At 69.3% G+C, this 22,809-nt stretch carries 22 protein-coding genes and 2 riboswitches; of the genes, 15 read left to right on the top strand and 7 right to left on the bottom strand.

The features are described 5' to 3' along the window. Window positions 1-91: 91 nt before the first annotated feature. On the top strand, window positions 92-784 hold the full coding sequence (locus tag ACY34M_RS35670) for a FadR/GntR family transcriptional regulator (RefSeq protein ID WP_462722533.1): 693 nt from the start codon (window positions 92-94) through the stop codon (window positions 782-784). Between the two features lie 396 nt (window positions 785-1,180). Beyond that, a complete protein-coding gene (locus ACY34M_RS35665; protein ID WP_462722614.1) occupies window positions 1,181-1,627 on the top strand; it encodes an endonuclease domain-containing protein in 447 nt (148 codons plus the stop codon). 5 nt (window positions 1,628-1,632) lie between these two features. Here the strand turns inward: ACY34M_RS35665 and ACY34M_RS35660 are convergent, their stop codons facing one another. Continuing rightward, window positions 1,633-2,187, bottom strand: a complete 555-nt coding sequence (locus ACY34M_RS35660) for a glycoside hydrolase family 25 protein (RefSeq protein ID WP_462722534.1) — start codon at window positions 2,185-2,187, stop codon at window positions 1,633-1,635. A 118-nt stretch (window positions 2,188-2,305) separates the two neighbouring features. Next, window positions 2,306-2,740 (bottom strand): MarR family winged helix-turn-helix transcriptional regulator, encoded by a 435-nt coding sequence (locus tag ACY34M_RS35655; protein ID WP_462722615.1) that lies wholly within the window; start codon window positions 2,738-2,740, stop codon window positions 2,306-2,308. Here ACY34M_RS35655 and ACY34M_RS35650 point away from each other — a divergent pair. Together ACY34M_RS35650 and ACY34M_RS35645 are read left to right on the top strand one after the other, a co-directional pair. Further along, complete coding sequence (locus ACY34M_RS35650) at window positions 2,739-3,689, top strand: amidohydrolase family protein (RefSeq protein WP_462722535.1); 951 nt, start codon at window positions 2,739-2,741, stop codon at window positions 3,687-3,689. The genes ACY34M_RS35655 and ACY34M_RS35650 overlap by 2 nt on opposite strands. Window positions 3,690-3,861: 172 nt before the next feature. Further along, window positions 3,862-4,842: a L,D-transpeptidase gene (locus ACY34M_RS35645; protein ID WP_462722616.1), complete on the top strand. Its 981-nt coding sequence runs from the start codon at window positions 3,862-3,864 to the stop codon at window positions 4,840-4,842. Between the two features lie 16 nt (window positions 4,843-4,858). Here ACY34M_RS35645 and ACY34M_RS35640 read toward each other — a convergent pair whose 3' ends face one another. From ACY34M_RS35640 to gcvT, 4 genes are all read right to left on the bottom strand, one after another. Further along, window positions 4,859-6,229: an L-serine ammonia-lyase gene (locus ACY34M_RS35640; RefSeq protein ID WP_462722536.1), complete on the bottom strand. Its 1,371-nt coding sequence runs from the start codon at window positions 6,227-6,229 to the stop codon at window positions 4,859-4,861. 163 nt (window positions 6,230-6,392) lie between these two features. Further along, entirely contained in the window at window positions 6,393-7,661 is a 1,269-nt protein-coding gene (gene glyA, locus ACY34M_RS35635; protein ID WP_462722537.1) for a serine hydroxymethyltransferase, read from the bottom strand. A gap of 8 nt (window positions 7,662-7,669) precedes the next feature. Continuing rightward, the gene (gene gcvH / locus ACY34M_RS35630) at window positions 7,670-8,047 is read right to left on the bottom strand and encodes a glycine cleavage system protein GcvH (RefSeq protein ID WP_462722538.1); all 378 of its coding nucleotides are present in this window, start codon (window positions 8,045-8,047) and stop codon (window positions 7,670-7,672) included. Between the two features lie 67 nt (window positions 8,048-8,114). Then, the gene (gene gcvT, locus ACY34M_RS35625) at window positions 8,115-9,230 is read right to left on the bottom strand and encodes a glycine cleavage system aminomethyltransferase GcvT (RefSeq protein ID WP_462722539.1); all 1,116 of its coding nucleotides are present in this window, start codon (window positions 9,228-9,230) and stop codon (window positions 8,115-8,117) included. A gap of 59 nt (window positions 9,231-9,289) precedes the next feature. Then, a riboswitch (glycine riboswitch) is annotated at window positions 9,290-9,390 on the bottom strand. After that, a riboswitch (glycine riboswitch) is annotated at window positions 9,391-9,489 on the bottom strand. It lies immediately after the preceding riboswitch. A gap of 85 nt (window positions 9,490-9,574) precedes the next feature. Between gcvT and ACY34M_RS35620 the strand changes: the two genes are divergently transcribed. The 11 genes from ACY34M_RS35620 (at window position 9,575) to ACY34M_RS35570 (ending at window position 21,944) form a co-directional block, all read left to right on the top strand. Then, the gene (locus tag ACY34M_RS35620) at window positions 9,575-10,270 is read left to right on the top strand and encodes an AAA family ATPase (protein ID WP_462722540.1); all 696 of its coding nucleotides are present in this window, start codon (window positions 9,575-9,577) and stop codon (window positions 10,268-10,270) included. Between the two features lie 89 nt (window positions 10,271-10,359). Next, window positions 10,360-11,184: an enhanced serine sensitivity protein SseB gene (locus ACY34M_RS35615; protein ID WP_462722541.1), complete on the top strand. Its 825-nt coding sequence runs from the start codon at window positions 10,360-10,362 to the stop codon at window positions 11,182-11,184. 127 nt (window positions 11,185-11,311) lie between these two features. Continuing rightward, window positions 11,312-12,109, top strand: coding sequence for an enhanced serine sensitivity protein SseB C-terminal domain-containing protein (locus ACY34M_RS35610; protein ID WP_462722542.1), 798 nt, complete (start codon window positions 11,312-11,314; stop codon window positions 12,107-12,109). A gap of 369 nt (window positions 12,110-12,478) precedes the next feature. Continuing rightward, window positions 12,479-13,483, top strand: coding sequence for an ABC transporter permease (locus tag ACY34M_RS35605; RefSeq protein ID WP_462722543.1), 1,005 nt, complete (start codon window positions 12,479-12,481; stop codon window positions 13,481-13,483). Window positions 13,484-13,591: 108 nt separating this feature from the next. Then, a complete protein-coding gene (locus tag ACY34M_RS35600) occupies window positions 13,592-15,361 on the top strand; it encodes an ABC transporter substrate-binding protein (RefSeq protein WP_462722544.1) in 1,770 nt (589 codons plus the stop codon). Between the two features lie 119 nt (window positions 15,362-15,480). After that, window positions 15,481-16,482 carry an ABC transporter permease gene (locus tag ACY34M_RS35595; protein WP_462722545.1) on the top strand — a complete coding sequence of 334 codons (1,002 nt, stop codon included), beginning with the start codon at window positions 15,481-15,483 and terminating at the stop codon, window positions 16,480-16,482. Beyond that, on the top strand, window positions 16,479-17,579 hold the full coding sequence (locus tag ACY34M_RS35590) for an ABC transporter ATP-binding protein (protein WP_462722546.1): 1,101 nt from the start codon (window positions 16,479-16,481) through the stop codon (window positions 17,577-17,579). The genes ACY34M_RS35595 and ACY34M_RS35590 overlap by 4 nt, the downstream gene beginning before the upstream one ends. 26 nt (window positions 17,580-17,605) lie before the next feature. Next, a complete protein-coding gene (locus ACY34M_RS35585; protein ID WP_462722547.1) occupies window positions 17,606-18,748 on the top strand; it encodes an ABC transporter ATP-binding protein in 1,143 nt (380 codons plus the stop codon). 155 nt (window positions 18,749-18,903) lie between these two features. After that, window positions 18,904-20,301 carry a M1 family metallopeptidase gene (locus ACY34M_RS35580; protein WP_462722548.1) on the top strand — a complete coding sequence of 466 codons (1,398 nt, stop codon included), beginning with the start codon at window positions 18,904-18,906 and terminating at the stop codon, window positions 20,299-20,301. 34 nt (window positions 20,302-20,335) lie between these two features. Continuing rightward, window positions 20,336-21,007, top strand: coding sequence for a trimeric intracellular cation channel family protein (locus ACY34M_RS35575; protein ID WP_462722549.1), 672 nt, complete (start codon window positions 20,336-20,338; stop codon window positions 21,005-21,007). Window positions 21,008-21,068: 61 nt separating this feature from the next. After that, window positions 21,069-21,944 (top strand): thioesterase family protein, encoded by an 876-nt coding sequence (locus ACY34M_RS35570; protein ID WP_462722550.1) that lies wholly within the window; start codon window positions 21,069-21,071, stop codon window positions 21,942-21,944. Between the two features lie 10 nt (window positions 21,945-21,954). Here the strand turns inward: ACY34M_RS35570 and ACY34M_RS35565 are convergent, their stop codons facing one another. After that, the gene (locus tag ACY34M_RS35565; protein WP_462722551.1) at window positions 21,955-22,809 is read right to left on the bottom strand and encodes an alpha/beta fold hydrolase; all 855 of its coding nucleotides are present in this window, start codon (window positions 22,807-22,809) and stop codon (window positions 21,955-21,957) included.

Genomic DNA, 22,809 nt, shown 5'->3' with positions numbered 1-22,809 from the left:
GAGAAGAAGGAGTCCGCGGAACATGGCCGGTACACTAGCCACACCTCAGGTCCTCAGACAAGTACCCCTCAGGCAAGTTGGAGTCGTCACCGTGTCGGCCGTCGGTCCCCTCCGCCCCAGCCCCCTCGTCGAACAGGCCGCCGAACGGCTGCGCACGCAGATCGCCGACGGAGTGTGGCCCGTCGGTGCCCGGCTGCCCGGAGAGACCACCCTCGCCAAGGAACTCGGCGTCGGCCGCTCCACCGTCCGCGAGGCCTTGCGCGCGCTCACGGGCCAGGGGATGTTGCGGCCCAAGCAGGGGGCGGGCGTCTTCGTGACGGCGCTGCGCCCGGTCGAGGACTGGCCGACCCGCCTGCGTCGCGCGGCGGTCGCCGACGTCTACGAAGTCCGTACGCTCCTGGAGATCCAGGCGGCCCGCCTCGCGGCGGAGCGCCGCACGGACGAGGACGTCGCGGCGATGCGCACGGCGCTCGAAGCGCGCAGGGCGGCGGTGGGCGGCCCCGGCGACGCCTTCGTGGACGCCGACATCGCCCTGCACGCCACGGTCGTCGCGGCCGCCCACAACCCGGTCCTCACCGACCTGTTCACCGAATTCGCCCCGGCCCTGCGCCAGGCCCTGATCGGCCTCCTGGCCCTGGTCGACGTACGAGGTGCGGAACAGGACCACGGTGACGCGGCACACGCGGTGCTGGTGGAGGCGGTGGCGGTGGGGGATGCGGATGCGGCGGGGCGGGCGGCGCGCGACGAACTGGTGGCGATTCAGGGAAAGTTGTTGAAGTCGTAGCGAGGTGGTCTCGGTTGGGCCCCCGTACGAGCGCGTGACATTTGTTCGGGTCGCGCGTTGATCGGACGAGATGCTTTCCCGTCCCGATGTAAGGGGTGAGGTCGTTTGGCGACGTGTGCTGCCGGCGGCGAGGGGTGGTCCTGTGGAAGGACGTCTGACCTTTATCCGTTGACGAAGGGGCTCTGCCGCAGTCACTACGAGCAGAGCCGGCGGGGGAATGAGTGCACGTGTATCCGCGGCGATGGTGCGGGCGGGGGCATCCGCCTGTGCCTGTTCGAGGGGTGCGGCAGGGCCGTGTCGGCCAAAGATCTGTGTGCTGCCCACTATCAGCAGCGGAGCAACGGCAAACCGCTGAAGCCGTTGAGGAAGCGGAGAGCAAGCGACGTCTATCAGGTAATGCTTGAGAGCGGCGTCATTGATTGCCTCGGGTGTCAGGAGCGCAAACCTGTGTCCGAGTACTCGACTCTGGATTCATCCGGCAGGCCACGGCCTTACTGCAGGCCCTGCAATGCCGAACTCGTTCGCCTCGGCCATTACAACGTGACGCGCGACTTCGTCGAACGGCTTCTCCGGTTCCAAGGGGGAGGCTGCGCCGTGTGCGGGAAGACGGATGTGGGCCAGCGCTCCATGCACCTCGATCACGACCATGCGTGTTGTCCTGGTCGGCGCAGCTGCGGCCTTTGCGTCCGCGCGCTCGTGTGCTCCAGCTGCAATGCGTACGGCCTTGCCTGGTACGAGGCGCTCCCGGGTGAGCTGCGCACCTTCGATCTGCTGAACGCCTACCTGACCGAGCCGCCCGCCCATCGGCTTCGAGCGGAGCTGGCGGCGCGGTCAGGCGAGTAGGTCCGTCAGACGCCGCCCGCCCACTCGTGCAGGGCGCCCTTGCTCTCGAAGTCGGCGACGTTCTTGTCGAGTGGGCTGTCGGTGTACTGGTGGATCGCCCAGTCCGCCTGGATGCGGGGCTTGCCCGCGCTGACGTAGTCGGCGATCCAGAGGCCGTCGCCGGCGTAGGACGTCGTGTCGATGTTCAGCCAAAAATTCCGGTTGGCGTAGAGCAAGACCTTGTGGTTCGGCCGGAGTCTCTTCACCTCGCGGATGAAGCTGTCCTTCTCCGCGTTGCTCGCGTGCGTGCCGTCGCCGGTCGTCTCCCAGTCCACGGCGAGCAAGTCCCCTACCTTCTCCGGGGACTTGCTGACGAAGTACTCGGCCTGCGCCTTCAGGTTCCCCGGCCACAGGAAGTGGTAGAAGCCGACGGTGCAGTGGGCGTCACGGGCCCGCTTCGTCTGGGCGGCCAGGCGTGGATTGACGTACGAACGTCCCTCCGTCGCCTTGATGAAGACGAACGACAGGCCGTCCGTGTCGAACGTGGACTGGTGTGAACTGACGTCGATGCCACGGATCATGCGGGCCTCCCGGTCGGTGGGGCGACGAGGTCTCACCTCTATCTTTCCTGATCGGGGGCACGGGCGGAACTCGCGTGAAGTGACCAGAATCGCCCCGGTCCGTCAATGCGTTGCTCGGTCAGTCGCGGATTCTGTTCTGTTTCCTGGACCACGTTGTGGCGTCAGTTCCGTAGCGGGTCAAGAGGCGTGCGAACTGGATCCGTTCCTCCGGTGACCAGGCCGCGGTGATCTCCTCGAACGCTCTGCGCTGTTCAACGGCGAAGCGGTTGCGTTCGGCCTCGCCGTGCTCGGTGAGTTCGAGCACGGTGCGGCGTCCGTCGGACTGGGACGCCGCCCGGCGCAGCAGCCCGTCCTCGATGCAGGTGGCGACGGTCCGGCTGGCCACCGGCTGGGCGACGCCCATCTCGGCGGCGAGGCCGCCGACGGTCGTCTCGCCCGGGGCATCGGCGATCACATTGAGCACGAGGTTGCGGGAGAGGTCCTTGCTCGATGCCGGTGCGCGTCGTCGCAGACGTGACCGCGCCGGACCGATCTGGTCGAGGCGGCCCACCATGACGCTCACCGCGATCACCAACGCGCAGGTCTTCGACGGAGAGAAGGCGGTGGGCGTGCGGACCGTGGTCATCGACGGCGGCGGCGCCACACTGCTGCCGGGACTCGTCGACGCCCATGTGCACTCCGCCCCGGGTTCCCTGGCGCTCGCCCTGCGGTTCGGGGTGACGACCGAGCTGGAGATGCAGGGGATGAACACGCGGGAGAACCGCGGGCCCATCACCGACGACGACACCCTGGCCGACGTGCGCTCCTCCGGCTTCGCCGTCACGCCGCCCGGCGGTCACCCGAGCGAGCTGATGCCCGCCCGGGGATCCGACTTCATCAAGTTCATGATCGACGACGGCAGTGTGGAGGGGCACCCCGGGCTGCCCTCGCTCGACCAGGCCACCGTGAATGCCGGCGTGGCCGAAGCCAAGAAGTACGGCGCCCTCACCGTGGCCCACGCGCTGACCGTGGAGGCCACCAGGATGGCCGCGGAGGCCGGTGTCGACGGCGTCACCCACGTGTTCATGGACCAGCCGCACACCGCCGAGATCATCGGCCTCATCAAGGCGTCGGGCATGTTCGTCATTCCCTGCATCGCTCTCAATGCCTCGATGACGGGCATCACCGGCAGCGCGCTCGCCGACGACCCCCGGGTCGCCGCACGCCTCGACAGCGCGTGGGACCGGACCCTGCGCTCCAGCTACAACCGCTTCCCGCAGGGCAGGCTCGACGACGTGTACGACACCGTGCGCGCCCTGGACGCCGCCGGCGTCGACGTGCTGGCCGGCACCGACGTCTCCATGCCCGAGACGTTCTTCGGGGGCCTGGCCCACGGGGCGAGCCTGCACCACGAGCTGCAGTACCTGGTGGCGGCCGGGCTCACGCCCGAGCGGGCGCTGCGCGCGGCCACGGCGACCAACACCCGTGCCGTCTGGCGCCGCGGCACCCGCCTGGAGGCCTGACCACAGCACGTACCCTTGAGGGGAAAGGTGTAATTGTCCGGTTCCTGCTCGCCCCAAGTCTTGGAACGCGCTTTACCGCGCAGACGCAACTGACGGTGCCCCTGTTCCTGTCTGACAGGGAGTTGAGCCCCGTTCGGGGCGAGCGGGGCGGACCCGGAGAGTGGGGCAGGTTGTGGGACGGCGCAGGAGCAGCGGCATAGGAGTCGCGCTGGTGACGGTCGCGGTGCTGGTGGGCGCGAGCGCCTGCGGCGGTGGCGGCGCGGACAAGGCGGGCGGGGACGCGTCGGGGAAGGCGAGTGCGAGCGCCTCGCCGTCGCCGACGAAGCCCAAGGGTCCGCCGATGCTCCTGGAGACGATCACTCCGCAGACCGGGACCAAGGTCGGTGTCGCCATGCCGGTCTCGGTGGTCTTCACCAACCCGGTGGCGGCCAAGGCGCGTGCCACGGTCGAGAAGCACATGAAGGTGAGCACGTCGCAGCCGGTGGCGGGCGCCTGGCACTGGTTCGGCGACAAGCGTGCCGACTGGCGCCCCAAGACGTACTGGCCCTCCGGTACGAAGGTGAAGGTCGACGCCGACATGAAGGGCGTCAGCAACGGCAACGGCCGCTACGGCGTGCGCACGTACACCCACTCGTTCACGGTCGGCGACGACGTCCGGGCCGCGGTCTCCGTGCCCGGCCACACCCTGAAGGTCACGAAGAACGGCCAGGCGGTGCGCACACTGTCGATCAACGCGGGCAGCGCCGAGTACCCGACGTGGAACGGCACGATGGCCGTCATCGACAAGCAGAAGAAGGTCCACATGACCTCCTGCAGCGTCGGCATCAGCTGCGACAAGGGAAGCCCCAACTATTACGACCTGACGCTGCCCTGGGACGTGCATCTCACCCAGTCCGGTACGTACGTCCACTACTCGACCGGTGACCCGAACCCGGGCAGTGGCAGCGCCCGCGGCTCGCACGGCTGCGTGCACCTGTCGATGTCCGACGCCAAGTGGTTCTACGACCAGGTCAAGCAGGGGGACCCGGTCACCATCACCGGCTCGCCGCGCGCCAAGGCCCCCGCCGACAACGGCTACGCGGCCTTCAACCTGAGCTGGGACGACTGGCTCGCGGGGAGCGCGGCGGGCGCCGGGACGACCGCCACGCTGTAGCGACCGGGAGGGCTGCTCAGCACTCGATGATGTTGACGGCGAGACCGCCCCGCGCGGTCTCCTTGTACTTCACGCTCATGTCCGCGCCGGTGTCCCGCATCGTCTTGATGACCTTGTCGAGGGACACCTTGTGCGAGCCGTCGCCGCGCAGGGCCATCTTGGCGGCCGTGACGGCCTTGACCGCCGCCATGCCGTTGCGCTCGATGCAGGGGATCTGGACGAGGCCGCCGACGGGGTCGCAGGTCAGGCCGAGGTTGTGCTCCATGCCGATCTCGGCTGCGTTCTCGACCTGCTCGGGGGAGCCGCCGAGCGCCTCGGCGAGGGCGCCCGCCGCCATCGAGCAGGCGGAGCCGACCTCGCCCTGGCAGCCGACCTCGGCGCCGGAGATGGAGGCGTTCTCCTTGAAGAGCATGCCGATGGCGCCTGCCGTGAGGAGGAGGCGGATGACGCCGTCCTCGTCGGCGCCGGGCACGAAGTTCACGTAGTAGTGCAGGACCGCGGGGATGATGCCGGCCGCGCCGTTCGTCGGAGCGGTGACCACGCGGCCGCCGGCCGCGTTCTCCTCGTTCACGGCCATCGCGTAGAGGGTGATCCACTCCATGGCGTGGGCCACGGGGTCGCCCTCGGCGCGCAGCTTGCGGGCCGAGCCCGCCGCGCGGCGCCGGACCTTGAGGCCGCCGGGCAGGATGCCCTCGTGGGACATGCCGCGGGAGACGCAGGACTGCATGACGCGCCAGATGTCGAGGAGGCCCTCGCGGATCTCGTCCTCGGTGCGCCAGGCCTTCTCGTTCTCCAGCATCAGGGCCGGGATGGAGAGGCCGGTCTCCTGTGTGAGGCGGAGCAGCTCGTCGCCGGTGCGGAAGGGGTACTTGAGGACGGTGTCGTCGGGGACGATCGGGTTCTCGCCGTCGACCGCCGCCTCGTCGACGACGAAGCCGCCGCCGACCGAGTAGTACGTCTTGGTGAGCAGTTCCTTGCCGTCGGCGTCGTACGCCCACAGCGTCATGCCGTTCGCGTGGTACGGGAGGGTCTTGCGGCGGTGCAGGACGAGATCGTCGTCGTAGGAGAACGGGATCTCGTGGGCGCCGAGCAGGTTGAGGCTGCCCTTTTCCCTGATCGCCTCGACGCGCTGGTCCGCGCTCTCCACGTCGACGGTGCGCGGTGAGTCGCCTTCGAGGCCGAGCAGCACCGCCTTCGGCGTGCCGTGTCCGTGTCCGGTGGCGCCGAGGGAGCCGTACAGCTCGGCGTGGACCGAGGTGGTGTGGGCCAGCAGGCCCTCGTTCTTGAGGCGGCGCGCGAACATGCGGGCCGCGCGCATCGGGCCGACCGTGTGCGAGCTGGACGGGCCGATGCCGATCGAGAACAGGTCGAAGACCGAGATGGCCACGGTGGGACTCCAAAGATGGTGGTAGACGCCGTTGTCTGCCGGACGAGCGGGAGTGCGGTGGAAGCAGCCGGGGCACCGTGCTCACTGTTGCGTGCTGATTCCAGTGTGCGCGGTGCCCCGACAGGACGTACGTACGAAAGGGTACGTAATCCGGCCCGAATGACTACAGGCCGGGGTACAGCGGGTGCTTGTCGGCCAGAGCGGTGACCCGGGCCTTCAGTGCCTCGGCGTCGTACGACGGCTGCAGTGCCAGCGCGATGACGTCGGCGACCTCGCGGAAGTCCTCGGCCTGGAAGCCGCGGGTGGCGAGGGCGGGGGTGCCGATGCGCAGGCCGGAGGTGACCATCGGCGGGCGCGGGTCGTTCGGGACCGCGTTGCGGTTGACCGTGATGCCGACCTCGTGGAGGCGGTCCTCGGCCTGCTGGCCGTCGAGCTCGGACTCGCGCAGGTCGACGAGGACCAGGTGCACGTCGGTGCCGCCGGACAGGACGTTGACGCCCGCCGCACGCGACTCCGGGGTGGTCAGGCGCTCGGCGAGGATCTGGGCGCCCTCGATCGTGCGCTGCTGGCGCTCCTTGAAGTCGTCCGAGGCGGCGACCTTGAAGGAGACGGCCTTGGCCGCGATCACGTGCTCGAGCGGTCCGCCCTGGAAGCCGGGGAAGACGGCCGAGTTCAGCTTCTTCGCGAAGTCCTTGTTGCGGGCGAGGATGATGCCGCCGCGCGGGCCGCCGAGCGTCTTGTGCGTCGTGGAGGTGACGACGTCGGCGTACGGGACCGGGTTGGGGTGCAGGCCCGCGGCCACGAGGCCCGCGAAGTGCGCCATGTCGACCCACAGGTACGCCTCGACCTCGTCGGCGATGCGACGGAACTCGGCGAAGTCCAGCTGGCGCGGGTAGGCGGACCAGCCCGCGATGATCACCTTGGGGCGGTGCTCCTTGGCGAGGCGCTCGACCTCGGCCATGTCGACCAGGCCGGCGTCGTCCACGTGGTACGGGACCACGTTGAACTGCTTGCCGGAGAAGTTCAGGCGCATGCCGTGCGTGAGGTGGCCGCCGTGCGCCAGGTCCAGGCCGAGGATGGTGTCGCCCGGCTTGGCGATGGCGAAGAGCGCGGCCTGGTTGGCGGAGGCGCCCGAGTGCGGCTGCACGTTCGCGTACTCGGCGCCGAAGAGGGCCTTCACGCGGTCGATGGCGATCTGCTCGGTGACGTCGACGTGCTCGCAGCCGCCGTAGTAGCGGCGGCCGGGGTAGCCCTCCGCGTACTTGTTGGTGAGCACCGAGCCCTGGGCCTCCATGACGGCGGCCGGAGCGAAGTTCTCCGACGCGATCATTTCGAGGGTGGACTGCTGGCGCTTCAGCTCGGCGTCGACCGCTACGGCGACCTCGGGGTCGAGCTCGTGCAGGGACTCGTTCAGAACGGACTTCTCGGTCATGGTGCGGGTCAGCTCCCGGAGAACTCGGTGTACTCGTCGGCGGTGAGCAGGTCCTTCGGCTCCTCGGCAAGGCGGACCTTGAACAGCCAGCCGCCCTCGAACGGGGCCGAGTTGACCAGCGCCGGGTCGTCGACGACGTCCTGGTTGATCTCGGTGACCTCGCCGGAGACGGGGGAGTACAGGTCGGAGACCGACTTGGTGGACTCCAGCTCGCCGCAGGTCTCGCCGGCGGTGGCGGTGTCCCCGACGTCGGGAAGCTGGACGAACACGATGTCACCGAGCGCGTTGGCCGCGTGCTCGGTGATGCCGACCGTCGCCACGCCGTCCTCGACGGCCGACAGCCACTCGTGCTCCTTGCTGTAGCGCAGGTGCTGGGGGTTGCTCATGATGCGAATTCTCCTGTACGCGGGAAGGTGCCGGTGACGGCGGGGCTGCTGAGGGCTGTGCGGTGGATTACTTCTGGCGCTTGTAGAACGGCAGGGCCACGACCTCGTACGGCTCGTGCTTGCCGCGGATGTCGACCCCGACGCCCGCCGTGCCCGGCTCCGCGTGCGTGGCGTCCACGTACGCCATGGCGATCGGCTTGCCCAGCGTCGGGGACGGGGCGCCGGAGGTGACCTCGCCGATCACCGTGCCGTCGACGACGACCGCCATCCCGGCGCGCGGCACCCGGCGGCCCTCGGCGATCAGGCCGACGAGCTTGCGGGGCGGGGCGGTCTCGGCCTTCGCGGCGGCGGCCTTCAGGGCGTCGTGGCCCACGAAGTCGTCCCCGTGGGAGGTCTTCTCGAACTTCACGACGCGGCCGAGACCGGCGTCGAACGGCGTCAGGTCGGTCGTCAGCTCGTGCCCGTACAGCGGCATGCCCGCCTCCAGGCGCAGCGTGTCCCGGCAGGACAGGCCGCAGGGGACGAGGCCGTGCGCGGCGCCCGCCTCGGTCAGCGCCTGCCACAGCTTCTCGGCGTCGGCGGGGGAGACGAACAGCTCGAAGCCGTCCTCGCCGGTGTAGCCGGTGCGCGCGATGAGCGCCTGCACGCCGGCGACGGTGCCGGGCAGTCCGGCGTAGTACTTCAGTCCTTCGAGGTCCGCGTCGGTGACGGACTTCAGAATCGCCGCGGAGGTCGGGCCCTGCACGGCGAGCAGCGCGTACGCGTCGCGGTCGTCGCGGACCTCGGCGTCGAATCCGGCGGCGCGCTCGGTGAGGGCGTCGAGCACGATCTGGGCGTTGCCCGCGTTGGCCACGACCATGTACTCGGTCTCGCCGAGCCGGTACACGATCAGGTCGTCGAGGATCCCGCCGTCCTCGCGGCAGATCATGGTGTAGCGGGCGCGGCCGGGACCGACGGAACCGATGTTGCCCACCAGAGCGTGGTTGAGGAGGTCGACGGCCTGCGGTCCGGTCACCGTGATCTCGCCCATGTGGGAGAGGTCGAAGAGGCCGGCGGCGGTGCGTACGGCGGTGTGCTCGTCGCGCTCGCTGCCGTAGCGCAGGGGCATGTCCCAGCCGGCGAAGTCGGTCATGGTCGCGCCCAGCGAACGGTGCAGGGCGTCCAGTGCGGTGGTGCGGGTCATGGCTGGTGTGCTCCCGGTGGCATGACGGCGATGGCGGAGTCTCGATCGTGTACGAGACGTCCTCCCCATCTGTCATCGGAACCTGAGAGGTTCGCCCCGAGGGGCTTGCACCTTGGGTGGGGGCGCCGTGTCACAAAGGCGCCCCACTTTTCAGATCTGCCTCGCCCGCGCGGTACGGGGCCTGAGAGATTCAAGGGAGGAACTTGCTCCTTCGGCGTCCGGGGACTCGTCGTACCCGGAACTCTCCCGCGCGGATTCAAGCGGCCGGTATGCAGTTGCGGGCACATCATTGCATGCCCGTCCGACGGGGAAACCCCTTGAGTGGCATTACCTTCTCTTTACACTTGAGGGGCAGGGGTGACGTGACCGGAACGGGGAGGACGATCACGGTGCACAAGGCAGTGGCGGGGGCTTACGCGGTTTCGGCTTCGGCATCGGTGGCGGCGGGGGTGCGGATCCCCGGCCAGCGGTCGGTGCGGGACCTGCGCGGCCGTCGCGGTCGCACACCGGGGCGGCTCGCCTTCGCGGCGGGCGATCTCGTCGTGCTCTCCGGCCTGCCGGGCAGCGGCAAGTCGACGCTGATGCGGCGGGCGGTCAAGGAGATCCGGATCGATTCGCAGGACACCCGCGAGCGCTGGGCGGCCCGCATGCCGGCCTTCCTGCCGTACGCGCTGTACCGGCCGCTGGTCCGCATCGCGCACTACGTGGGCCTGCGGCGCGCGATGCGCTCCGGCACGAGCGTCGTGGTGCACGACTGCGGTACGCAGGCGTGGGTGCGCCGCTGGGTGATCCGCACGGCGCGGCGGCGCGGGGTCGCCGTCCACCTGATGCTGCTCGACGTACCGGAGGACGTGGCCCTCGCGGGGCAGCGGGACCGCGGTCGCGGAGTGTCCCGGTACGCGTTCGCCCGGCACCGCAGAGCGGTGGGCGCACTCGTCAGCTCGACGGAGCGGGGGGAGTTGCCGGCCGGCATGGAGTCGGCGGTGCTCCTCGACCGGGAGGCGACGGAGGCGCTGGGCGGCATCACGTTCAGCGAGTGACCGGCACCGCAGCGTGTCCGATTATGTGAACGCGCTAAGGTCGGGCGCGCGCACAGGAGCGGGCAGAACAGCAGAGGTTGATGGCAGTCATGGAGTTCCCAGGCACCCCGGAGCCGGGTCACGGTCACGCCCAGGGGCAGGAGGGCGCGTACGCCCACCCGACGCAGGGCTGGCCCGCCAACGAGTTGGAGGAGGTCCTCGCCGCGGCCCTCGGCCAGGAGGCGGGGAGCGCGGCGGGCGGCCGGATCGTCGAGGCGCTCGGCCGCAGCCACGTATGGATCCCGCTGCCCAAGGGCGGTTCGAACGCGAGTCGGGACCTCGATCTGCCGAGCCTGGAGATCGAGGGGCAGGCCTACGTCCCGGTGTTCAGCTCCGAGCAGCAGTTCATGGCGGTCACCGGTGGCCGGATGGACTGCACCGTGGCCCCGGCGGTGGAGTTCGCGCGCGGGCTGCCGCCGCAGGTGGGCATCGCCGTGAACCCGGACGGCACGGTCGGTGTCCCGCTGCCCCCGCCCGCGGTGGCGGAGCTGGCGCGCAGCGGCCGTACGCCGCTGGACGGGCCGACGACGGGTGGCCGCGTGGTGCTGTCCGAGCCGGACTGGCAGGTCGACCCGGTGGACTTCCTGGCCGCGGTGCGCGAGGAGTTCGACGCGCTCGGCACGGTGACGAGCGCGCGCCGCTGCCTGGCGACCGTCGAGAACACGGAGCCGTCCCTGTTCATAGGCGTGGAACTGACGCAGGGCGGCGGAGCGGCGGGCTCCGCGCGGGACATTCCGCTGGACGCGCTGGGGCGGGCACTGGGCCGTGTGCCGGTGCCCTGGGCCGTCAACCTCGTGTTCCTGGACGTGACGCAGGACCCCGTCGCTGACTGGCTGCGTACACACGTACGGCCGTTCTACGTACGAGAAGGGTGACGGCGTCCGTCAAGTCGGTGTCAGTATCGCCGCTTAAGCTGGTTTCATGACGTGACCGGTCGGCGCTTCGCTTTCCGGCCACGTGTGGAACACGGACGTATATGAAGAGCCGAAGGGGCGGTTACGGGTGAGTGCGTCGGGCACGGCCGCGGCCGGACAGGTCGAGCACATGCTGCGCCAGGTGACGCCGGGACGCTACGACGCGTACGAGGCGCTCCTCAAGGCCCTCGCCGACCCCTCGGCCGGCCAGGTCTGGATGCTGCTCTGGCACGGCCAGGCCGGCTCCCCGGACGCCCAGTACGGGAACATGGAGGTGGACGGTTTCTCGTACGCCCCCTGCGTCACCTCCGCCCAGGAGCTCTCCGCCTCCGGCTGGTCGCGGGCGTACGAGGTGGTGAGCGGCGTCGACGCGGCGCGCACGCTCTACCCGGACCACTACGGACTCTGGCTGAACCCGCACGCGCCGGGCGGCGGTGTCGGCATCCCGTGGCTGGATCTGCGCCGTATCGCGGGCGGCCTGGACCGCCAGCCGGCGGGCCCGCTGCGCCTGTCGGAACCGGCGATCGAGATCCCCCAGTTCTACGCGGTCCTCACGCAGAACGCGCACCGCACGACGGCGATCCGCTCCCTGCGCCGCGCCTGGGTCCAGCCCACGCTCGGCGCGCCCTACCTGGCCATCGGCCTGGACGTCTACGACACGTCACCGGCGTCCGTGGACGCGGTCCGCGCGATGATGCAGCAGTCCATCCCCGCGGTCCCCGAGGGCCTCCCGGTCTCCACGGTCGCGATGTCGGACGAGTACGACCCGGTGGCCATGTGGATGCGCCAAGCACGTCCGTTCTACGACCGCGAGGCCCACGCGGCGCCTCCGGCCCCCGCCGGTGGGGGGTACGGCTACCCGCCGCCGTACGGCGCGACGTACTGAAAGAGATTGTCCTCAAACGCCGGCGGGCTGGAAGTATCCAGCCCGTCCGGCGTTTGAGGACAATCCTTCGGGCGCCGACCGCAACATGACCGGTTCCGCCCCAACTTGCCCGGTCAAGAGTGGGGTTCGCCCACTTGCACCCCAACTGCCCACCGTCCGACCCCCGTTCACGGCAGTCCGGATAACGGAACACCCCTGCAAGCATCACGTTTAGGCATCCTTTCGCCGCCAAGTCTGGCAACAGATCGCGCACAGGTTGAAGACTCCCGCTCCAAGGGGGCATCGCCTCTCTGTACGACGGACTGAATCACGCCGCCACAGCGGCAAGTGCGGGCCGGTCACCGCCGGTTGAGAGGGGTCCCTGCCACGATGACGGCACCATTGCACGACACGAGCGCGGAAGCGGAACCGAGCGCACCGGTCGAGCCTGCCAAGGTCGACGGAGGCCGCAAGGTCGAGGGGCGGTCGCTCAAGCAGATCGCCTGGAACCGGCTGAAGCGCGACAAGGTTGCCCTCGGCGGTGGCATCGTTGTCGTACTCCTGGTCCTGGTCGCGGTCTTCGCGCCGCTCATCGTCAGCCTGCTCGGCCACCCGCCGAACGAGTTCCACCAGGACAAGCTGGACGAGCTGACCAACCTGCCCAAGGGCGCCCTGGGCGGCGTCAGCGCCGACCACCTCTTCGGCGTGGAGCCCAACAAGGGCCGCGACATCTTCAGCCGGATCGTCTACGGCACCCGCGTCTCGATGCTGGTCGCCTTCCTCGCCGCGGTCGTCGCCGTCGTGCTCGGCACCTTCTTCGGCATCATCGCCGGCTACTTCGGCGGCTGGGTGGACGCCGTGATCAGCCGCGTGATGGACGTGCTGCTCTCCTTCCCGCAGCTCCTGTTCATCATCTCCCTGGTCTCCGTCCTCCCCAACGACCTGCTCGGCCTGACCGGCAGCGGCGTGCGCATCATGATCCTGATCATGGTGATCGGCTTCTTCGGCTGGCCGTACGTCGGCCGGATCGTGCGCGGTCAGACGCTCTCGCTGCGCGAGCGGGAGTATGTGGAGGCGGCGCGCAGCCTCGGCGGCGGAGCCCGGCACATCCTCTTCCGCGAGCTGCTGCCGAACCTGGTGGCGCCCATCACCGTGTACACCACGCTGATGATCCCCACCAACATCCTCACGGAGGCGGCGCTCAGCTTCCTCGGCGCCGGTGTCCGGCCGCCGACCGCCTCGTGGGGCGGCATGCTGCGGGACGCGCTCGGCACGTATGAGCACGACCCGATGTTCATGGTCTTCCCTGGCGTGGCGATTTTCATCACCGTGCTGGCCTTCAACCTCTTCGGGGACGGCCTGCGCGACGCGCTCGACCCCAAGGGCACCCGTTAGACACCCGTCCACTGCCCCTGCCGTCCCGTCAGGAGCACTCCCTGTAGGTCCCCCACGGCCCTGCGGCCGCAAGGCCGTGGACCGCGAATCCCAGAGGATGCGAGAAGAATGCCCAAAGGTTTCCAGAGTCGACGGATGACGGCGGCCGCTGCCCTCGTGGCCGCGTCGGCGCTCACCATGACCGCTTGCGGCGGTGGCGACGACAGCAGCGACGATTCGAAGGGTGTCGGCTACAACGCCGCCATCGGCAAGATCGCGAACAAGTCGACCAAGCAGGGCGGCACGCTCCGCATGGTCGCCAAGCAGGACCTGGACAGCTTCGACCCGCAGCGCGCCTACTTCGGCATGGCGTGGGACTTCATGCGTTTCTACAACCGCACCCTGGTGACGTACGACACCAAGCCGGGCGCCGCGGGCAACGCGCTGGTCCCCGACATGGCGTCCGGCATGGCCAAGGTCAGCGACGACGGCAAGACCTACACGTACAAGCTGCGTGATGGCCTCACCTGGGAGGACGGCTCGAAGCTGACCTCCAAGGACATCAAGTACGGCATCGAGCGCATCTGGGCCGACGACGTCATCACCGGTGGCCCGGTGTACCTCAAGCAGGTGCTCGACCCCAAGGGCGAGTACAAGGGCCCGTACAAGGACAAGTCCAAGGACAAGCTCGGCCTCAAGGCCATCGAGACGCCCGACGACAGCACCATTGTCTTCCATCTCCCGCAGCCCAACAGCGACTTCGAGCAGATGCTGGCCATGCCGTCCGGCTCCGCCGTGAAGCAGTCGGCGGACACCAGGGAGAAGTACACGACCAAGCCGCTGTCCAACGGTCCGTACAAGGTCCAGTCGCACAAGGCGAACAAGTCGATCGTGCTGGTCCGCAACAAGGCGTGGAAGAAGGCCTCGGACCCGAACAACCCCGCTCTGCCGGACAAGATCACGGTCGCGATCAACAAGAACCTCGAAGAGAACGACAAGAACCTGATGGCCGGCAGTTACGACGTCGACCTCAACGGCACCGGCATGACCCAGTCCGGCCGGACCACCGCCGTGACGGACCACAAGGCCGACGTCGACAACATGCAGACGCCGTTCGTCCGTTACGTGGCCCTGGTCACCACGACCAAGCCGATGGACAACGTCGACTGCCGCAAGGCCGTCTTCTACGCCACCGACTTCAAGAGCCTGCAGCAGACCCGCGGTGGCGAGGTCGCGGCCGGCAAGATCGCCAACAACCCCTTCCCGAAGGCGGTTCCGGGCCACGACGACAGCTACGACCCGTACGGCGTGGTGGAGCGCAAGGGCAAGCCGGACCTGGCCAAGGCCAAGGACGCGCTGAAGAAGTGCGGCAAGCCGAGCGGCTTCTCGACCGTGCTGACCGCGCGCAGCGACCAGCCCGGTGAGGAGGACGCCGCCGAGGCGCTCCAGGAGCAGCTGGGCAAGGTCGGCATCAAGCTGACCATCGACACCTTCTCCGGTGCCGACGCCTCCTCCATCTCCGGCGACCTGAAGAAGGTCAAGGAGCGCGGCTACGGCATGACGATGAGCGGCTGGGGCCCGGACTTCAACACCGGCCAGGGCTTCGGCCAGCCGCTGTGGGACAGCCGCTTCATCCAGAAGACCGGCAACTACAACGAGTCGCAGATCAACGACCCGAAGATCGACAAGATGTTCGACAAGGCGCTGAAGACGACCGACAAGGCCGAGGCGAAGAGCATCTACACCGACATGGGTCACCGGATCCTCGACGAGGCCTACTGGATGCCGTTCATCTACGAGGCCAACATCACCTGGCGCGGTCCGCGACTGACGAACGCCTACTCGGCTCCTGCCTGGAGCGGCCGCTACGACTACGCCAAGCTCGGCGTGACGAAGTAGCAGCGACCGACTCGCTGAAAACCCAGCCGACACCCACCAGTCCGAAGGGCAGGTGATGGTCCCGGCAGGCGGCCGGACCCCGTGACCCGGGGGCCGGCCGCCCCCAGGGGCCGCGCACAGTGCTTGCTTACCTCATCCGGCGCCTGAGCGCCGTCATCGTGATGGTGCTGATCGTCCTGCTGACGACGTTCGCCATCTTCTTCCTGCTGCCGAAGTGGTCCGGGCAGGACGTCGCCACACTCTTCGCGGGCAAGGCCACATCGCCGGAGCAGCTTGCGGGCATCCGCGCCAAGCTCGGTCTCGGCGACCCGCTCCTCGTGCAGTTCTGGGACTTTGTCAGGGCGATCCCGATGGGCCGGGACTACGTCTCCGGCGGCAGTGTGACCCACTGCCCGGCGCCGTGCCTCGGCTACTCCTTCCGTACGGAGGAGCCGGTCTGGAACACCATCACCGACGCCCTGCCGGTGACCCTGGCGCTCGCCGCGGGCGCCTGCGTCCTGTGGCTGGTCGGCGGCGTGGCCGTGGGTGTCGTCTCCGCGCTGAAGCGGGGCACCGTCTGGGACCGCACCGCGATGATCACGGCGCTCTCCGGCGTCTCCATGCCGATCTTCTTCACCGGCATGGTGATGATGGGCATCTTCGTCCACAGCCTGGGGCTCATCAAGATCAGCGACAATCTGTCGAGCGACCAGTCCATCGGGACCTGGATCCAGACGCTGATCCTGCCGTGGATCGCCCTGGCCTTCCTGCAGGCGGCGATGTACGCCCGCCTCACGCGGGCCACCATGCTCGAGGTCATGGGCGAGGACTACATCCGCACCGCCCGCGCCAAGGGCCTCGGTGAACGGGCCGTCATCACCCGGCACGCGCTGCGCTCCACGATGACCCCGATCCTCACCGTCTTCGGTCTCGACCTGGGCGTGCTGATGGGCGGTGCCATCCTGACGGAGTCGACCTTCGGGCTGAAGGGTGTCGGCTTCGAAGCCGTCAACGCCGTCGAGGCGAAGGACCTGCCGGTGATTCTGGGGGTAACCCTGATCATGTCGCTGGCCATCGCCGTCGCGAACCTCGTCGTCGACCTGATGTACGCCGTGATCGACCCCCGAGTGAGGCTGGGATGAGCGAGCAGATCAACACCGGGACGGTCGTGGGCGAGCCCTTCGCGGCCGACTCCCCGCCGCCGCGCGCCTTCCTCGAGGTCCGTGACCTCAAGGTGCACTTCCCCACGGACGACGGCCTGGTGAAGTCCGTCGACGGCCTGAACTTCTCGCTGGAGAAGGGCCGGACCCTCGGCATCGTGGGCGAGTCCGGCTCCGGCAAGTCCGTGACCTCCCTCGGCGTCATGGGCCTGCACACGACCGGCCAGTACTCCAAGCGCCGGGCGCAGGTCTCCGGCGAGATCTGGCTCGACGGGGAGGAGTTGCTGTCCTCGCCGTCGGACAAGGTGCGCAGGCTGCGCGGCCGGGAGATGGCGATGATCTTCCAGGATCCGCTGTCGGCCCTGCACCCGTACTACACGATCGGCAAGCAGATCGTGGAGGCCTACCGGGTCCACCACGACGTCGACAAGAAGGTCGCGCGCAAGCGGGCCGTCGAGATGCTCGACCGGGTCGGCATCCCCCAGCCGGACAAGCGGGTGGACTCCTACCCGCACGAGTTCTCCGGCGGCATGCGCCAGCGCGCGATGATCGCGATGGCGCTCGTCAACAACCCCGAGCTGCTGATCGCCGACGAGCCGACCACCGCGCTCGACGTGACGGTGCAGGCGCAGATCCTCGACCTGATCCGCGATCTGCAGAAGGAGTTCGGCTCGGCCGTCATCATGATCACGCACGACCTCGGTGTCGTCGCGGAGATGGCCGACGAACTGCTCGTGATGTACGGCGGGCGCTGCGTCGAGCGGGGCACGGCCGAGCAGGTCTTCACCACGCCCCAGCACCCCTACACCTGGGGCCTGTTGGGCTCGATGCCGCGCATCGACCGGGAGCAGACCGAGCGGCTCACCCCGGTCAAGGGCTCCCCGCCCAGCCTCATCAACCTGCCGAGCGGCTGCGCCTTCAACCCGCGCTGCCCCTACGCGGACGTGCCCAAGGACAACATCACGCGCACCGAGCGCCCCGAACTGCGGGAGGTCGGCTCCGGCCACTTCTCGGCCTGCCACATGTCGGCCGAGGAACGCGAGCGGATCTGGAACGAAGAGATTGCGCCGAAGCTGTGACGGACGCCAAAGGACCTGAAGACCAGATGACGCCCTCCACGATCCCCCAGCAGGCGACGACCTCCCCGGACGCCGCGGCCGGCGAGCCGCTGCTCAAGGTCGAAGGCCTGGTCAAGCACTTCCCGATCCGTAAGGGCCTGCTCAAGCGGCAGGTCGCCGCCGTGCAGGCGGTCGACGGGCTCTCCTTCGACGTCCGCGCGGGGGAGACCCTCGGCGTCGTCGGCGAATCCGGCTGCGGCAAGTCGACGATGGGCCGTCTCATCACCCGGCTGCTCGAACCCACGGGCGGGCGCGTCGAGTTCGAGGGCCAGGACATCACGCACCTGGGCACCGGCGGCATGCGTCCGCTGCGCCGCGACGTCCAGATGATCTTCCAGGACCCGTACTCCTCGCTGAATCCGCGCCACAACATCGGTGCGATCGTCGGCGCCCCGTTCCGGCTCCAGGGCGTCAAGCCCGAGGGCGGCGTGCGCAAGACGGTGCAGGAGCTCCTGGAGAAGGTCGGCCTCAACCCCGAGCACTACAACCGCTACCCGCACGAGTTCTCCGGCGGTCAGCGCCAGCGCATCGGCATCGCCCGCGCGCTGGCCCTGCGGCCGAAGCTCGTGGTCGCGGACGAGCCGGTGTCGGCGCTCGACGTCTCGATCCAGGCCCAGGTGGTGAACCTCCTGGACGACCTCCAGGACGAGCTGGGCCTCACGTACGTGATCATCGCGCACGACCTCTCGGTCATCCGGCACGTCTCGGACCGGATCGCGGTCATGTACCTCGGCAAGATCGTCGAGTTGGCGGACCGCGACGACCTGTACTCGACACCGATGCACCCGTACACCAAGGCGCTGCTCTCGGCCGTCCCGGTGCCCGACCCCAAGCGGCGCGGCGCCAAGAGCGAGCGGATCCTGCTGCGCGGCGACGTCCCCTCGCCGATCGACCCGCCCACCGGCTGCCGCTTCCACACGCGGTGCTGGAAGGCGACGGAGCTCTGCAAGACCACGGAGCCGCCGCTGATCCCGCTCGCCACGGCCCATCAGGTCGCCTGCCACCACCCGGAGAACGCCCCGGACCAGGCTCCGGAGGACACCACGCTCCTCCAGGCGGCGAAGGAGGCGATCGACGTGATCACGGTCCCGAAGACGGTGGCTCCGTCGGAGCACCAGAAGACGGACTAGCCCCGCCGGGGAGCCCTGGCCCCCGCACGGGGCGGAGCCCCGAGGCCGTAACGCCGGTTCGGCGCATATGGCCCGATGGGGTCATGTACATGTCGACCTTCGAGCGGCAGCATTCCGCTGTCCGTTACACCGGAACCCGCTCGAAGGGACGCCCCATGGCACTCTCCCGTTCGGCACGTCTGGCCGCGCTCACCGTCGCCGCCGCCTCCTTCTGCCTGATCGCCGCCGGCCCTGCCCCCACCCCCGGCTCCGACGGTGTAGGCGACCCGTATTTCCCGCAGCTCGGCAACGGCGGCTACGACGCCCGCCACTACACCCTCGACGTCGCCTACAACCCGGACACCGACCGCCTCGACGGTCGTACGACCCTCACCGCGCGCGCCACCCAGAACCTCTCCGCGTTCGACCTCGACCTGCAGAAGCTGACCGTCACCAAGGTCGAAGTGGACGGCAGACGCGCCGAGTTCAGCCGCAGCGGCGACGAGCTGCACATCACGCCGCGCGCCGCGATCCGCAAGGACAACACCTTCGAGGTCGCCGTCACGTACGGCGGCGTCCCCGAGCCGCTCAGCGGCCCCATCGTCTTCGGCTCCGACTACGGCTGGATGAAGACGGAGGACGGCGTCTTCGTCGCGTGCGAGCCGAACGCCGCCTCCACCTGGTTCCCGTCCAGCGACCACCCGTCCGACAAGGCCACGTACGACATCAGGATCAAGGCGCCGAAGGGGCTGACCGGCGTGTCGAACGGCCGGCTCGTCGACACGTACGACACCGACAAGGGCAGGCAGACCGTCCACCACTGGCGTGAGACGAAGCCGATGGCGACCTATCTCGCGACCGCCACCATCGGAAAGTTCGACGTGAAGACCGGCAGGACACCGGGCGGCATCCCTGTCTACGTGGCCATCGACCCGGTCCTCGCCAACAGCAACAACGTCGACGTGTACGCGGTGACCGCCGAGGCCACCGACTACTGGTCGCAGGTCTTCGGCCCGTACCCCTTCGAGGAGACGGGCGCGATCGTCGACGACATGCCGCAGGCCGGTTTCTCCCTGGAGACCCAGACCAAGCCGATCTACTCGGCCGTGCGCAACGAGTCGACGATCGTGCACGAGCTGGCCCACCAGTGGTTCGGCGACTCCGTCTCGGTCGAGCAGTGGAAGAACATCTGGCTCAACGAGGGCTTCGCCACGTACGCCCAGTGGCTGTGGACGGAGCACAAGGGCGGCGCCTCCGCCCACGACTCCTTCCTCGCGGGCTACAACTCCCGCCCCGCGAACTCCTCCTTCTGGCAGGTGAAGATCGGCGACCCGCAACGCGACACGATGTTCGCCTCGGCCGTCTACCAGCGCGGCGCGATGACGCTCCAGATGCTGCGGGAGCGGATCGGCGACAAGGCGTTCTTCAAGCTGCTGCCGCAGTGGACGAGGCTGCACCGCTACGGCGACGCGGAGACCGCCGACTTCATCGCGCTCGCCGAACGCGTCTCGGGTCAGCAGCTCGACGATCTGTTCGACACGTGGCTGTTCACGACGGGCAAGCCCGGCCTGTAGGACCCGGAGCGGTCGCGGCAGGTAAGAATGTCGCGTGCTCCAGGAACTGTTCAGTCCCTCCGTCCAGCATTGGCTCGATCTCATCGGGATCTTCGTCTTCGCGATCTCCGGTGCCCTGATGGCCGTCCGCAAGAACTGGGACGTCTTCGGGATCGCCGCGCTCGCCGAGGTCACCGCGCTGGGCGGAGGGGTGTTCCGCGACCTGGTCATCGGCGCCGTGCCGCCGGCGGCCTTCACCGACCTCGGCTATTTCGTCACGCCGCTGATCGCCGCCGCGCTCGTCTTCTTCCTGCACCCGGAGGTCGAACGCACCCAGACGGCGGTGAACGTCTTCGACGCGGCGGGCCTCGGCCTGTTCTGCGTCACCGGCACGACGAAGGCGTACGACTACGGGCTCGGGCTCACCGCGTCCGCCGCGCTCGGCCTCGCCACGGCGGTCGGCGGCGGTGTGCTGCGCGACATCATCGCCAACGAGGTGCCCTCGCTGGTGCGCTGGGACCGCGATCTGTACGCGGTGCCCGCCATGGTCGGCGCCGGGATCGTCGTCCTGTGCATCCAGCTCGACGCCCTGGACGGCTTCACCAGCGCCCTCGCCGTCCTCACCGCCTTCGTTCTGCGACTGCTGGCGATGCGCTACCACTGGCGGGCGCCGCGCGCCTGGAACCGCAGGTCGGCCGGGGTGGAAGTGACGGAGGAGACACCGTAGGCCCCGCATGGGCCGCCGAAAAAGCTACCGCTCAGTAATTACCTGTTGTACGTTTCCGGGTATGGCAGACGCAGTATCCACGCAGAGCCGCCCGGCGACCATCGGCGACAGCGAGTTCGACCGCGACACCGCCGTCACCCGGCGGGCGGACGAGCCCGGTGTCTACGACATCGACCTCTCCGCGGGCTGGACGATCATCAACGCCCTCAACGGCGGCTACCTCCTCGCCGTGCTCGGCCGCGCCCTCTCGGACGCCCTGCCGCACGACGACCCGTTCACGGTCTCGGCGCACTACCTGACCGCGTCCGCGCCGGGCCCCGCCGTGATCAGGACCGACGTGGCCCGCTCCGGCCGCACCCTCTCCACCGGCCAGGCCTCCCTCTTCCAGTACGCGGAGGACGGCAGCGAGGTCGAGCGGATCCGGGTCATCGCCAGTTACGGCGATCTGGACACGCTCCCCGACGACGTGCGCACCAGCGCCGAGCCGCCCGCCCTGCCGTCGATCGACCAGTGCTTCGGCGCGGGCGACGCCCCCGAGGGCGCGCCGCCCGTGCCCGGCAGCTCCGCGATCTCCGACCGGCTGCACCTGAAGCTCGACCCGGCCACGCTGGGCTGGGCGCTCGGCGCGCCGTCCGGCAAGGGCGAGATGCGTGCCTGGTTCGGCCTCGCCGACGGCCGCGACATGGACCCGCTGTCGCTGCTGCTCGCGGTGGACGCGCTGCCGCCGACCGCCTTCGAGATGGGCCTCAAGGGCTGGGTGCCGACGGTCGAGCTGACCGTCCACGTGCGCTGCCGCCCGGCCCCGGGACCGGTCCGCGTGTCGATCACGACGCGGAACCTGGCGGGCGGCTTCCTGGAGGAGGACGCCGAGGTCTGGGACGCGAAGGACCGTCTGGTGGCCCAGTCGCGCCAGCTCGCTCGCGTACGGCTCGGCTGAGCGCCGGACGCTACTTCCGCAGGAACTCGTCCAGTACGGCGGCGAGTTCCGCGGGGGCGTCCTCCTGGACGAGATGCCCGGCGCCCTCGATGATCCGCAGCTCGGCGCCGGGGATCAGCTTGGCCAGCTCGTGCGCCCGCTCCACGGGGATCCAGGTGTCCTCGGCGCCCCAGCAGACCAGGACGGGCAGCGCCAACTCCCCGTAGCGGTCCTGGATGTCGTCGGTGGCGGCCCACAGGGGGTTCTGCGCGATCTGCTCGTAGAACGACTCCTTGCCGGCCTCGGTCAGCCAGGGCGCGACCACGCGCGTGTGCGTGTCGGGGTGCAGCCCGAGGTGGCTGCCGGAGCTGATGTAGCGGTGCACGAGCGCCTCGTGCAGATCGGGCGGCAACTTCCGGAACACGTCGGCGTGTTCGGCGAGCAGCCGGTACGTGGGGGAGCCCCACGGCCGGATCGCCACCGGGTCGACCAGGGCGAGCCGCGCGTACGCGGCGCCGTGCAGCAGGTGCGCGCGCAGCGCGATGCAGCCGCCGAAGTCGTGGCCCACGACGGTGGGCAGGTGCTCCGCCCCGTCGCCGGTGAGGCCCCAGTGGTCGAGGAGTTCGGTCAGGACGCGGGCCTGGGTGTCGAGCGAGAGGTCCTGGCCGGGGCGCGTCTCGGAGTCGCCGTATCCCGGCAGGTCCCATACGTACACGCGGTGTCGGTGGGCCAGTGCGCGGGCCGGTGCACGCCAGACGTACGAGGAGAACGGCGTGCCGTGGACGAGGACGACGGGCGGCGCGTCGGCCGGGCCGAGTGCCGTCCAGCGGATCTCACCGGACGAGCTGGAGAAGCTGCGGTCGAGGTTCCAATCGGCTGCTGTCAT

It is taken from the genome of Streptomyces sp. EDA2-14 (assembly GCF_054963755.1).
Note: the sequence above shows the minus strand (reverse complement) of the source record. Positions and strands in the feature narration are given on the sequence as shown.